The organism is Actinophytocola sp., assembly GCF_009379765.1.
GTDB lineage: Bacteria > Actinomycetota > Actinomycetes > Mycobacteriales > Pseudonocardiaceae > Actinophytocola.
On record NZ_WHTD01000211.1, the window covers coordinates 1 to 13533 of the forward strand.

General features: G+C 71.6%; 9 protein-coding genes and 1 pseudogene. 3 read left to right on the forward strand and 7 right to left on the reverse strand.

Features of this window, described 5'->3' with window-relative positions; all coding sequences use genetic code 11:
* Positions 1-251: 251 nt before the first annotated feature.
* The 6 genes and pseudogenes from GEV28_RS38690 to GEV28_RS38715 all read right to left on the reverse strand — a co-directional run.
* Entirely contained in the window at positions 252-1664 is a 1413-nt protein-coding gene (locus GEV28_RS38690; RefSeq protein WP_291418755.1) for an ATP-binding protein, read from the reverse strand.
* A 27-nt stretch (positions 1665-1691) separates the two neighbouring features.
* Positions 1692-3344: an FAD-dependent oxidoreductase gene (locus tag GEV28_RS38695; protein ID WP_291418737.1), complete on the reverse strand. Its 1653-nt coding sequence runs from the start codon at positions 3342-3344 to the stop codon at positions 1692-1694.
* Positions 3345-3383: 39 nt separating this feature from the next.
* Positions 3384-4964 (reverse strand): Na+/H+ antiporter, encoded by a 1581-nt coding sequence (locus GEV28_RS38700; protein WP_291418740.1) that lies wholly within the window; start codon positions 4962-4964, stop codon positions 3384-3386.
* Positions 4965-4993: 29 nt separating this feature from the next.
* The gene (locus GEV28_RS38705) at positions 4994-5251 is read right to left on the reverse strand and encodes a ubiquitin carboxyl-terminal hydrolase 14 (protein ID WP_291418742.1); all 258 of its coding nucleotides are present in this window, start codon (positions 5249-5251) and stop codon (positions 4994-4996) included.
* A 31-nt stretch (positions 5252-5282) separates the two neighbouring features.
* Entirely contained in the window at positions 5283-6569 is a 1287-nt protein-coding gene (locus GEV28_RS38710; protein ID WP_291418744.1) for a hypothetical protein, read from the reverse strand.
* A gap of 178 nt (positions 6570-6747) precedes the next feature.
* Positions 6748-7239 (reverse strand): annotated as a pseudogene (locus GEV28_RS38715) (M20/M25/M40 family metallo-hydrolase); the annotation flags it as partial.
* Positions 7240-7363: 124 nt separating this feature from the next.
* Between GEV28_RS38715 and GEV28_RS38720 the strand changes: the two are divergent.
* The gene (locus GEV28_RS38720; protein ID WP_291418746.1) at positions 7364-7597 is read left to right on the forward strand and encodes a hypothetical protein; all 234 of its coding nucleotides are present in this window, start codon (positions 7364-7366) and stop codon (positions 7595-7597) included.
* A 1-nt stretch (position 7598) separates the two neighbouring features.
* Here GEV28_RS38720 and GEV28_RS38725 read toward each other — a convergent pair whose 3' ends face one another.
* Entirely contained in the window at positions 7599-10727 is a 3129-nt protein-coding gene (locus GEV28_RS38725) for a glycosyl hydrolase 115 family protein (RefSeq protein WP_291418748.1), read from the reverse strand.
* A 310-nt stretch (positions 10728-11037) separates the two neighbouring features.
* On the opposite strand from GEV28_RS38725, the gene GEV28_RS38730 reads away from it, so the two are divergent.
* Both GEV28_RS38730 and GEV28_RS38735 read left to right on the forward strand, forming a co-directional pair.
* A complete protein-coding gene (locus tag GEV28_RS38730) occupies positions 11038-12528 on the forward strand; it encodes a M1 family metallopeptidase (RefSeq protein WP_291418750.1) in 1491 nt (496 codons plus the stop codon).
* A 202-nt stretch (positions 12529-12730) separates the two neighbouring features.
* Positions 12731-13533: DUF222 domain-containing protein (locus tag GEV28_RS38735; RefSeq protein WP_291418753.1), on the forward strand; the 803-nt coding region annotated here is incomplete at its 3' end.

Consider the following 13533-nt stretch of genomic DNA (forward strand, 5'->3'; position numbering starts at 1 on the left):
AAGCCAGACCCGACGTTGCCGCTCAGTCAGATGCGGCTTGACCGCGTCATAGCGGCGTTCGAGAGAATCCATGACCAGGCTCATAGCACAGACCATAAACACCCCGAGGCCAAAACCCAAGTTATTTTACTACGAGCCCTTAGCTGTCGGCCGGCTCGCCACAGGTGACCTGGTTGTCATCTCGCTTGCCCATCCGAAAACCGAGCGTTTCGTAGAACTCGGCAGTCGGACGACGCGCGCCCGCGGATTGGTCACCCGGGTGTCGTCGGGGCCTGTTCGGGGGCGCGGAGCGGGAGGCGGACCTGGAAGTGGGTGTCGCCGGGGGCCGAGACGACCCGCAGGTCGCCGCCGTGCCGGTTGACGACCACCCGCCACGAGACGTCGAGGCCGAGGCCGGTGCCCTGCCCGACGCCCTTCGTGGTGAAGAACGGCTCGAACACCCGGCGCCGGAGCTCCTCGGGCACGCCGGGGCCGGTGTCGATCACCTCGACGAGCGCGTTGTCGCCGTCGCGCGCGGTGCGGATCGTGACCGTGCCGTCGCCGGCTACCGCGTCGAGCGCGTTGTCGATCAGGTTCGTCCACACCTGGTTCAGCTCGGCGGCGTACGCGGGCACCTTCGGCAGGGTCCGGTCGAAGTCCTTCACCAGCCTGACCCCGGGCTTGATCTTGCCGGACAGCATGACGAGGGTGGCCTTGAGACCGTCGTGCAGGTCGACGTTCTGGTGCGGGGCGCGGTCGAGCTGGGAGTACTGCTTGGCGGCGCCGACCAGCGTGGAGATCCGGGTGGTGCTGTCCTTGATCTCCAGCAGCAGGTTCTCGGTCTCCACGGTGTAGGCGAGCCAGCGCAGGGCGGGCTCGAGGAAGCCGGCGTCCACCGCGTTGGTGAGGTCCGTCAGGTCGTCGGTCGTGATGCCGGCCGCGACGAACACGGGCGCGAGGTCCCACCCGCCGGGCACCGCACGCTCGTCGAGCCAGTCGCCCAGCTCGTCCTCGCGGTCGGACACCTGGATCGGCGTGAGCGACTCCGCGGTGGCGATCCGCTCGATGAACTTCTCCTGGATCGAGGTGAGCTTGCGCAGCTGCTCGCCGTCGATCGTGCCGTCGGCGAGCAGCGCCAGCTTGTGCCGCATGCCGGCGAACCGCTCCCGCAACGTCTCGCTCGCCCGGACCGCGGCCGCGGCCGGGTTGTTGAGCTCGTGGGTGAGCCCCGCGGTGAGCTTGCCGAGCGCGAGCAGCCGCTCCCGCTGACCGATCAGCTCGTTGGCGTTGCGGGTGCCGACGAACAGCCCCTCGAGCAGGTGCACCGCCATCGGGAACCACTGGCGGAACTTCGCCGCGAACTCGTTGGCGGGCAGCGCGAGGAACTCGCAGTCGGTGACCGCGCGTACGGTCGCCGCGTAGTTCTGGGTGACCTGGTCGTCCAGGTAGAAACGGACCGCGCCGGAGTACACCCCGCGCTGGTCGGAGCGGACGGTCTCCACCTCGTCGCCGCGCACGGTGCGCACCATGCTGAGCGTCCCGGACAGCAGGATGTGGAAGCACGCCGCGGGCTCACCCTCGACCGACACCGCCGCGCCCTTGGCGCACGCGATGACGTCCCCGTTGGCGGCGATCCAGTCGAGCTGGCCGTCGGTGAGGTCCGCGAACAGGAACAGCTCGCGCAGTTCCTCTCGCGTGACGTGGGTTTCCGGTCACCGTTCCTCCAGGTACCGGTGTACCAGAGTGACCGCCATCGCGCCCTCGCCGACGGCGGACGCGACCCGCTTGACCGACTGCGCGCGGACGTCGCCCGCCACGAACACCCCGGGGACGCTGGACTCCAGGTAGTACGGGTCGCGGTCGAGCGTCCAGCCGGCCGGGCGTTGCCCATCGACCAGCAGGTCCGGGCCGGTCCGGACGAACCCGCGCTCGTCGCGCCGCACCACGCCGTCGAGCCACTCGGTGCGCGGCGCGGCGCCGATGAAGATGAACATGTGGCTCGTGTCGACGACCTCCGACCCGTCGGCGTGGTCCAGCCGCAGCTGTTCGAGGTGGTCGGTGCCCATCGCCTGGCCGACGCTGGTGCCGGTGCGCACGGCGATGTTGTCGATCGCGTCGAGCTGCTGGATGAGGTAGTGCGACATCGAGGACCGGAGCGAGTCCCCGCGGACGAGCAGCGTGACCGAGCGCGCGTGCCGGGAGAAGAACACCGCGGACTGGCCGGCCGAGTTCGCGCCCCCGACGATGTACACGTCGCGGCCGGCGCACTCGGGTGCCTCGGTCGTCGCGGAGCCGTAGAAGACCCCGCGGCCGGCGAGCTCGGCGACCCCGGGTGCCGCCAGGTTCCGGTAGGACACGCCGGTGGCGAGGATGACCGCGTGCGCGGAGATGCTGCTGCCGTCGCCGAAGCGCACCACCCGCGCCGAGCCGCGCACCTCCAACGCCGTCACGTCGCGCGCGGTGAGCATCTCGGCCCCGAACTTGACCGCCTGCCGCCTGGCCCGGTCGGTCAGCTGCGCGCCGGACACCCCGTCGGGGAAGCCGAGGTAGTTCTCGATCCGGGAGCTCTGCCCCGCCTGTCCACCCGCGGCCTGCCGCTCGACCAGCAGCGTGCGCAGCCCCTCGGACGCCCCGTAGACCGCCGAGCCCAGCCCGGCCGGTCCGCCGCCGACCACGATCAGGTCGTAGAAGTCCGTCGCCGGGTCGACCGTGAGCCCCACGGCGGCCGCGATCTCGGCGTCGGTCGGGGCGAGCAGGGCGCGCCCCTCGGTGGTGATCACCACGGGGATCTCGGTGGGGTCGGCCGCGGCCGCGTCGAGCAGCCGCCTGCCCTCCGGCTCGTCGATGCTGTAGTACCGGTACGGCACGGCGTTGCGGGCCAGGAAGTCCCGGGCGGCGAACGAGGGGGCCGACCACCGGTGACCGACGATCTTGATCTCCTCGACCGCGGTCTCGCCCGCGCTGCGCCACGTCTCGATCAGCGCGTCGACGACCGGGTAGAGCTTCTCCTCCGGCGGGTCCCACGGCTTGAGCAGGTAATGGTCGACGTCGACCAGGTTGATCGCCTGGATGGCCGCGTCGGTGTCGGCGTAGGCGGTGAGCAGCGCCCGCCGCGCCCGGGGGAACAGGTCCATGGCCTGCTCGAGGAACTCGATGCCGTTCATCTCCGGCATCCGGTAGTCGGCGAGCATCGCGGCCACCGGGTCGCCGCGCAGCTTGAGCTCCTTGAGCGCCTCGAGCGCCTCCTGCCCGGACGACGCCCGGACCACGCGGTGCGCCTCGCCGTAGCGGCGGCGCAGGTCGCGCGCCACCGCGCGGGACACCCCGGGGTCGTCGTCGACGGTGAGCAACACCGGCTTGCTCACCGGGGTCTCCGAGAAGTCAGGTCCATACGGCCAGCCTATTCACTCGCGTTCGAGCATCGACTCCTCGAGGTCCAGCTCCCGCTGGACCCGGCGGAACACCTCGTCGTCGATGCGCCGCTCGTCCCGGTGCCGGACGAACACCGCGCGCTCGGCGGCCAGCATCTCGCGGCGCAGCCGCCGGTAGAACGCGCTCGGGGTCTCGTCGTTCTCCGGCGACGAGCGCCCCAGCCGTTCCCACGCCGCGTTGCTGCGCGCCTCGGTGCCGTGGCGCAGCTTGGCGACGGCGCCCTCGTGCAGCGGGTCACCGCTGTCGAGCTCGTCGAGACGTTCGAGGGCGGCGCGGGACGCGTCCTGCTTTGCCTGCGCCTCGGCGAGGGTGTCCGCCATGCCCTCCTCGCCGCGCACGCCGAGCAGCCGGATCACCGACGGGAGCGTCAAGCCCTGCACCAGCAAGGTGCCGACCGTGACGATGAACGCGAGGAGCAGGATCGCGTCCCGGCCGGGGAAGGCGGCCCCCGAGTCGGTCGTCAGCGGGATCGCGAACGCGGCGGCGAGCGACACCACGCCGCGCATCCCCGCCCACGAGATCACCGCCGGGTACCGCCACGGCGGGGCCGGGTCGCGGGTCCGGATCCGCCGCGACAGCCGGCGCGGGAGGTAGGTGGCGGGAAAGACCCAGACCACCCTGGCGACGATCGCGACCAGCGTCAGGACCGCACCGGTGACCAGCAGTGACCCGAGCCCGCCGTCGATGCCGTCGACGACTCCGCGCAGCTGCAGGCCGATCAGCGCGAACACCAGTGACTCGAGCAAGGTGTCCGCGGCCTTCCACACCGCCTGCTCCTGCAGCCGCGCGGCGGATCCGGCCCGCGGCGCGAGATGCCCCAGGTACAGGCCGCAGACCACCACGGCGATGACGCCGGAGGCGTGCACCTCCTCGGCGAGCTGGTACGCGGCGAACGGGACGATGAGCCCGACCGCGCTCTCCAGCACGCCGTCGCGCAGCGCCAGCCGGACCCGGTGCACCACCCAGCCGATCGCCCAGCCGACCACCGCCCCGCCGACGGCGGCCAGCACGAAGACCCCGAGCCCTTGCCAGATCGTGTAGGTCGCGCCGGCGGCCACCGCGACGGCGACCCGGTAGGCGGTCAGCGCGGTCGCGTCGTTGGCGAGGCTCTCGCCGCCGAGGATCGTCATGATCCGCCGGGGCAGCCCGAGCCGGCGCCCGACGGCGGCCGCGGCGACCGCGTCCGGTGGGGCGACCACCGCGCCGAGCACCAGCGCGGCCGCGAGCGGCAGCCCGGGCACCAGCCACCACGCGACGAGCCCGACCGCGGCGGTGGTGAAGAGCACCAGCCCCACCGAGAGCAGCGAGATCGCCCGGAGGTCGTCCCTGATCCTCAGGTAGGAGCTGTCCAGCGCGGCGGAGTAGAGCAGCGGCGGCAGCACGAGCAGCAGCACCAGCTCGGGGTCGATCTCGTAGTCCGGCAGACCGGGCACGAACGAGACCGCGAGCCCCACCACCACCAGCACCAGCGGTGGCGAGCCGCCGAACCGGCGGGCCAGCGCCGTGACCGCGAACGACCCGGCGAGCAGGCCGATCAGCGCCAGACCGTGCATGCCACCCTCACTCGATCCTCAGCCGACCCTCAGACGATGACCTGGTCGACGAAGCACCATCGCCAGTCCTCACCCGGCTCGAACGAGCGCATCACCGGATGCTGGGTGTTCGCGAAATGGGCACTGGCGTGCCGGTTCGGGGAGGAGTCACAGCAGGCGACGTGCCCGCACGACAGGCACTCCCGCAGGTGCACCCACCGACCACCCGTCGCGAGACAGTCCGTACACCCTTCGGTGGTGCTCGCCGTCACCTCGTGGAGCTGGTCGACATGCACGCATTCAGCCATGCACCATCTTTACACCGAACCGTTGCCGCGCTCACAGGTCGACGGTGCGGGCCACCGCGACCAGGTCGCCGTCGTCGCGGGTGCCGGCCACCACGTCGGGTGGCCGGGGCTCGAAGCCGGGGACGCCGGTGAGACCCCGGGTCTCGTCGATCGCGGTGAGCCGGCCGGCCGACGTGCGGAGGGTGAGCTCGACGCCGGCCGCCGGCAGGTCACGGAACCGGATCTCCCCCGGCCACGTGCCGGCCCGGGTGCCCTCGACCGCCACGGTCACCGGTGCGCCGCCGGCCACAGTGGCCGTGGCCTCGGTGATCGGCGCGTCCACCCGGAGCGTCAACGCGACGGCGTCCCGGCGTGAGGTCACCCGGACCGTGACGGTGCCGCCCGTGCGGGAGCGGACCTCGACGTCGGGGCCTTCGGCGTCGATGTCCGGGGCCGGCCCGGTCCACAGGTCGCCGCGCTGGTAGCCCGGCGGTAGCCCGCCGACGTCCCGGCCGCTGACGTAGCGGCCGGTCCACGCGGTCGGCTCGAGCTCAGCGCTGACCCAGAACGCCCGGCCCGAGTCGGCGTCGAGCACGTAGGCGAGGTGGCCGGCCGCGGGGTGGCCGGCGTCCGGCCGGTCGACCACGAGCCCGACTCCGGCCAGCGCGACGCTCGCGAGCAACGCGGTCGCCGGGACCGCGACGGCGACGCGCCGGCCGATCCCCCGCTCGGGGTCGGGCAGGAACAGCTCCACGACCGGCACCGCGAGCAGTCCGAACAGGACGACGAACACGGACCCGGCGCCGCCGAGCGCGAGCCCCACCGCCACGAAGGCCATGTAGCCGAAGTACGGGAGCAGCGCGGTGCCGACGACGAGCCCGGCGGCCACCGCGCCGACCGACCACAGTGGACGGTTCAGCAGCAGCGCGGCCACCGCACCGAGCGCGGCGACCAACGCCGGCATGGTGAACAGGAACGACATGCCCGGCGCGAACGCGGCGCACAGCACGCCGAGTACGGCCGGCCACGCCAGGCCGCCGATCACCAGGGCGACGGGACCGAGCCCGCGGCGCAGCGGCAGGTACCACCCGAGCAACGCCAGCACGCCGAGCGCCATCATCGCGACGTGGTAGGCCACCGGCCGGTGCAGCAGTCCGCCCGCGGTGTCGTAGGCGGGCCGCAGCCACACCAGCACGGTCCAGAGCAGCTGGCCGAGCCCGAACAACACGATCAGCGGCACGAGCGCGGACCCGGCGCCGAGCAGGACCTTGGGCACGGTGACGAGACCGCGCCGGCGGGCCAGCCAGGCGAGCAACGCGACCAGCAGTATCGCCAGCACCGCGAGCGGCCAGACGGCCCCGTTCGGGTAGCTTGACCGCCACGCCGAGCACGCGGAAGTAAGTGTCGTCGTGGTCGGCCTCGAGGGTGGCGAGGTCGGCGGTGCCCAGCGCGCGGGCGAGCGCGAGCATGTTCTCGCCGTGGTGCTGAAGGCTCCCGCGGTCGAGATTTACGATCGAGTCACCCGCGGTGTGGTAGCGCGACGCCCCCTCGATGTAGGCGAAGTTGAGGCCGCTGAACCCGCCCGCCGCGAACGGGGTGAAGTCGGTGTTGTTCGGCAGCAGGCGGTACACCTCGACCATGGATGAGTCGCCGCGCGGGTGCGGCACGGTGTCGGTGAAGGCCTCCACGAGCCGCGCGTTGTTCCGGGACGTCTCGAACATCAGCGACGGGCCGCCGACGCCGCGCGCCTCGAAGTTGAGCACCACTCCCCCGCGGCGGCCGAGCGGGTGCTCGCGGACGAACGTGTCGGCGCCGAGGAGCCCGTCCTCCTCGCCGTCGGTGATCAGCAGCACGATGTCGTTGCGCGGGCGGTCGCCGGTGCGCAGCGCACGAACGGTCTCGAGCATCGCGGCCACCGCGGCCCCGTCGTCCGAGGCGCCCGGCCCCGTCGCGGCGGAGTCGTGGTGTGCGGCGAGCAGCAGGGTGCCGGTCGGATCGGTGCCCCGCATCGTGGCGACGATGTTGTCGACCCGCCCGAACACCGCGAGCCCGTCCGCCGCGCGGGCCCCGACCGCGTGCTGGACCTCGACGTCGAGCCCCGCCGCCCGGAGCTGGTCGACCAGGTAGCCCTCGGTGCGGTCGTTCGCCGGGCTGCCCAGCGGCCGCGGCTCGTCGGCGAACCGTTCCAGGTGGACCAGCGCGCGCTCGGCGCTGAACCCGTCCGCGGGCGCCGAGGCCGGCGCCGGCTCGACACCACGCTCGGCGAGCGCGCTGCCCCCGACCACGGCGGCCAGCACCAGCACCACGACCAGCCCGACCAGCACCCGCCGCGGCGGGTCGATCAACTTCGTCACGCCGCGACAATAAGCTACCGGCGGCGGCTCTCCGGTGGGCCCAGGTAGCTCGGCCGCAAGCCGCCGGTGTCCACGATCAGCTTCTGCACCACCACGGTCGGGTCGACCATCCAGAACTTCAGGGTGTGCGCCCCCGGCCGGTCGATGACGTGAGTGGTCACCGTGCGGTTGACGTTGTCCGAGGTGTTCCGCTCCCACTGGCGGTTCATCGCGGTGTCGTCGGCGCCGGTGGCCCTCGTGACGTTGACCGTCTGGAGTGGACCGTCGTCGACGGACACCGCGTAGCGCAGGCCCTCGGTCGGCAAGGCGTTGTTCCGCGGGGACAGGTACACCCACACGTCCACCGGGCCGGTGGACAGCACCGTCATCTCGTACTCCAGCCGCGGGCTCGCGCCGCCGGGGGGCCGGCTGGTCGCCGTCGCCGGGAACGGCTCCATGCCCGACGCCGTGCGGCCGATGTCGGGAATGCGCTTCCACCGCACCGACCCGGTGTCGACCGCCCTGGCGTAGTGCTCGGCCTCCATCGACACGTACCCGTTCGCCTCGACGAAGCCGGTCGCGTCCCGCCGGGTGACGTTGTCCACCACGGCCTGGACCACCACGCTGCGACCGTTCCCGGTCACCGTGATCGGCACGGTCGTGCGGCCGCGCGGCGCGCGTGACCAGTCGACGCGCACGGTCGCCCGGGTCTGCTCGTCGACCCGGCCCGAGCGAGGGTGCACCGTCAGCCACGGCTCTGCCGGCCTGATCGTGTAGTCGAACGCGGTCGCGCCGCGGTTGAACACGTCGATGTACTGCGCGGGCTGGCTCTGGTACGGGCTGAACGCCGGCAGCACGGGAGGTGTGGCCGACGCCGGCCACCACTGGTCCGACCCGTCGACCGCCACGCCCATGTCGGCGGCGTCGGGGAGCTCGATGCGTTGCGGCGCAGGGAAGATCTCGTCCGGCAGCGCCTCGTTGTTCAGCTCCGGCTGCTGCCACGGAGCGTTCGGGCCGTACCGCTCGACGTCCCCGTAGCCAATCTTGGGCTGGGTCTGGAAGCCGCGCCACTTCCCGCCCGCGAGCGTGTCGTTGTAGTGGTCGGACATCGCCTGGTCCTCGGCGAACCGGGCCTCCGCCTCGTCGGCCAGACCGTTCGTGGCGGCCCGGCCCTGCGCGGCGTAGCGGAGGTTCGTGAACTCCGCCCGGCGCAGCGCGTACAGGTTGGCCGTCGCCTTCACCGGGTAGAACACCAGCTGGTAGTAGGCGTCCTGGTCGGCCGAGGGCAGCCTGGTGCGGATGCGTTCGGCCTCGGCCGCCAGCCGTTGCCACTCGGCGGTGACCCGGTCCATCTCCTGGTAGTCGGTCAGGCTGAACGGGCTCGCCTCGTCGTCGTACACCACCGCAGACGAGTCGGTGGCGAGGTCCTTCTCGGGGTCCACGCTGATCCGCCGGTTGAGCAGCTCCGGCTTGCGCCGCGCCTGGAGGTGGGCGTAGGTGTGCAGCACCTCGGCGATCTCGCCCGCCCGCTCCGGCCCGAAGTTCTGCGCCGCGTACCGCCGCTCCCACTCGTCCAGGCGCTCCGCCGGCCAGCGGTCGGGGTCCCACGCGTAGTCGAGGAAGAACTGCAGCGGCAGCTCCTCGTTCTTCAGGTCGCCCACGTTGACCACCCAGAGCCGGTCCACGCCGTAGCTGTAGGCCTGGTTCAGCTGGTCCCAGATGTTCGGCAGCAGGTTCGTGTCGGCCCACTTGTAGTTGCGGCCGCCGCCGACGTAGTCGTAGTGGTAGTACATGCCGTACCCGCCGGCCCGCTCGGGCAGGCTCTGGTCCGGCAGCTTGCGCATGTTGCCCCAGTTGTCGTCGCAGAGGACGACGGTGACGTCGTCGGGCGGGCGCAGGCCCTTGTCCCAGTACCGCTGGACCTCCTTGTAGAGCGTCTGCACCTGCGGTGCCTCGGCCAGGCCGTGCTCGGCGAGGATCTGCCGCTGGCTGGCGAGGATGCTCTCCATCAGCTCGATGCCGTCGCCGTCGGGCAGGCTCACGTCGCCGTTGCCGCGCATGCCGAGGGTCACCACGCCCTCGAAGCCCTCCTCGACCATGCGGCGCACGCCGTCGGCCCAGTAGGCCTTGATCGCCTCGCCGTTGCGGCGGAAGCTCCACTCGCCCGTGCCGCCGTACGGGTCGTGCCCCGGCTGCACGATGGTGCCCTCGCTGTCCCGCACGGCCGGGACGGCGTGCCGGTTCCACTCCTCGATCCCGCGCATCATCGGCGCCTCGTGCGAGGTGCCCATCACGACGCCGTACGCCGTGGCCGTCTCGTGGTTGAGCGGATCGTCCTCGGCGAAGGCCCGGCCCCACACGGCCGGCCAGAGGTAGTTGGCCTTGAGCCGCAGCATGGTCTCGAAGACCCGCGCGTAGAACCGGCTGTTGAAGCCGCCGGGGTGCCCGGGCGCGAGGCCGGGGCCGAAGTGCGCGGGGGCCCAGGTGCCGAGCGCGGGGTTCTCGTCGTTGATGAAGAAGCCCCGGTACCTCACCGCGGGCGTGCCCTGGGTGTGCCGGCCGGGCAGCACGTGCAGCGCGTCCTGGTGCCGGGCCGGCACGTCGTCCCACCAGTACCAGGGCGACACGCCGATCTGCCGGGAGACGTCGTAGGCCCCGTAGATCGTGCCGCGCTGGTCGCTGCCCGCGATCACGAACGCCCGCCGGACGCCCGGCAGCGGGTTGGCCACGACCTGCTCGAGCGTGGTCTCCCACTTGCCGGCGATGCCGCGGACGTCGAGCTTGCGGTCGCGCACCAGCCGGTCGATCAGCGGGCTGCGGCCGATGGTCCCGACGAGCACGATCGCGTCCCGCCGCGGGACCTCGTCGGTGAGCACCGCAGGCGCGACACCGGTCACCCGTTCCAGGTCCGCCCGCAGGTCCCCCGCCACCCGCACCACGCCCGCGTGGTCGGCGGCGCTGACGACGATCGGCGCGGCCTTCCCGTTGGCCACCAAGGGAAAGCTCCCGGGCGTCGCGGTGCCGGTGATGTACCGGTCGTCGTCGGGCCGGTCGTGGTCGGCCGCGCCGCGGTCGCGGCACCGGCGGAGACGGCGGGTGCGACGGTCGCCACGGCGAGCACGGCGACCAGGAGCCTGACGGACGTGGAGCTTCTCATGCCGCATCTCCCTGAAGAGAGGGTGGACAAGCACGCGCCGAAAGTTTCGGAATGTCAACGAAACATTCACACGATAGGGAACATGGCTGAACAGGGTCAAGGCTGGTGCACGGGAAACAGCTTCCGCCGCAGGCGTTCGCGGCCGGTACGCCTCGATCCTTGAGCCGAAAGTTTCGGTGAGGCACGGAATTGTGTGCGTACGTCGCGACTGGTCCGGTTTGGGGGGTTTCAGCAGGTGAGACCACACGTTCGTCGGTACTGCCGCGGCGTTCGGCGGGCCTATGGTGCACCCGGTTCCGATGCCGTGGAGGTGTGCCATGAGGCGGAGTACCCGTGCGTTGGTCGCTGGCACCGTGGTCGGGGCGGTGGCCGTGCTGTTCGGCCCGCCCGCCGGTGCGGCCGGAGGGGTCGGCGCACCCGGCATCGGCGACTCGTACTACCCGCTGGACGGCAACGGCGGATACGACGTGTCGCACTACGACATCCGGCTGAGCTACCAACCGGCGACGGACCTGCTGTCCGGCAGCACCACGATCCTGGCGCGGACCACCCAGGACCTGTCCCGGTTCAACCTGGACTTCCTGCTCGAGGTCTCCTCGGTGCGGGTGAACAACGTGCCGGCCACGTTCGCCACCAACGCCGGCGAGCTGACCGTCACCCCGAAGGCGAAGCTGAAGAAGGGCACGAACATCACGGTGGTGGTGCGCTACGGCGACACCCCGGAGCCGTACCGGCTGTACGGCTTCGCCGGCTGGCAGCGCACCCCGACCGGAGCGCTCGGCGTCAACGAGCCGCAGATCGCGCCGTGGTGGTACCCCAGCAACGACCACCCGCTGGACAAGGCCACCTTCGACGTGTCGATCGCCGCGCCGGAGGGCGTCGAGGCGCTGTCCAACGGCGCGCTGGTGAGCAAGCAGCAGCAGACCGCCGGCATGGTCCGGTGGAACTGGCGCAGCGTCAAGCCGCAGGCGCCGTACCTGACGTTCCTCGCGATCGGCCAGTACGAGGTGCGTGAGGCAACCGCGCCGAACGGGCAGCCGGTGATCACCGCGTACGGCGACGACCTCGGCGACAGCGGCCCGGCCGCGCGGGCGTCGGTGGAGCGCACGCCCGAGGTGATCGAGGTGCTGGAGCAGAACTTCGGGCCGTACCCGTTCGAGGCGCAGGGCGGCGTCGTGGACTCCGGGCTCGGCTTCGCGCTGGAGAACCAGACCCGCCCGGTGTACGACGCGGCCTTCTTCCGCGCAGGTGCGAACACGTCGGTCGTGGCGCACGAGCTGACCCACCAGTGGTTCGGCGACTCGGTGTCGGTGCGGGACTGGAAGGAGATCTGGCTCAACGAGGGCTTCGCCACCTACGCGGAGTACCTGTGGTCGGACTACCAGGGCGAGGGCACGCCGGCCGAGGTCGCGCAGTTCACCTACGACTCGATCCCGGCCGACGACCCGTTCTGGCAGGTCCTGCCCTGCGATCCGGGCCCGGACAACCAGTTCGACGACGCCGTGTACGACCGCGGCGGCATGACCTTGCAGGCACTGCGCACCGCGGTCGGCGACACCGCGTTCTTCCGGATCCTGAAGACCTGGGCGGCCAAGCACAAGTACGGCACGGCGACGACCGCCGAGTTCATCGCCCTGGCCGAGCGGATCTCCGGCAGGTCCTTGGACAGCCTATTCACGACCTGGCTCTACACCCAGGGAAAGCCCCCGGTCGGCCCGAACGGGGCGACAGCGAAGGCCGCGGTCGCCGAGCCGAGGTCCTACGACCGGATCGCCGAGACGCACCGGCTGCTCGACGCCTCCCGCTAGATGATTGTTTCCGTGGTTCCGTGGTCATCTGCGCCGGTGCGGGATCACGGCGACAGTCCCGTGCTCGCTGGTCACGTCAGTGGCCAGGAGAGGTGGCGGTCTGAGTTCCGCCTGCGGACACGGTGGGTGTGTGCCGACCCGATGGGGTGAAACCCTTGCCACACAACGGAAATTGCACCCGACCTCCGGTAGAATCGACCACATGTACGAACCGTTTGTGGATCTACCCGAGGGCGCGTCGCCGGCGGCGGTGCCGCTGGCGACGGCACGCGGGTTCACGCGAGCGGCCTGGCAGAACGAGGGACACTCACTGGAACAACTCGCCGTGTTCGCGGCGGCCAGCGGCAGCGAGTTCGATGCTTTGGAGGTCGCGGCGCTGCTGGTGATCTCACCCCGCGCCGCGCAACACCGCCTCGACCTCGCGGTCACCCTGGCCACCCGGTTGCCGCGGACGTTGGCGGCGATCAAAGCCGGCCGCCTCGACCCCTACCGAGCCTCGAAGATCGCTGATGCGACCCTGCCCCTGTCGCTTGCGGATGCGGCGGTGGTGGAGGGAGAGATCCTGGACCGGGTCGAGGAGATGCCCGCCGTCAAGCTCTGCCACGCACTGCGACGAATCGTCGCGCGGGTGAACGCCGACGCCCTGCAAGCGCTGCACGAGAAGCGGATGGCGGAACGTCGGGTGGACACCTATCCGACCGAGGACGGGTGTTCCGTGCTCACCGTGCACGGGTCGGCGGCACGGGTTCAGGTCGCGGCGAAACGGGTGGATGCGATCGCCCACCAGCTGCGGGACACCGGCGGCGCGGATGGGCGGACGATCGACCAACTCCGCTCGGACGTGGCGCTGGATTTGTTGGCGGGTAAGGACTTCCAGCACGCCAAGATCACGGTCCAGGTCACGCTGCCGGCCCGGGCCGCGTTGGGGGTGGACAACACCCCCGGGCATTTGGTCGGGTACGGGGACATCTCGGCTCAGCAGGCTGTTGATCTCGCTTACCGGGC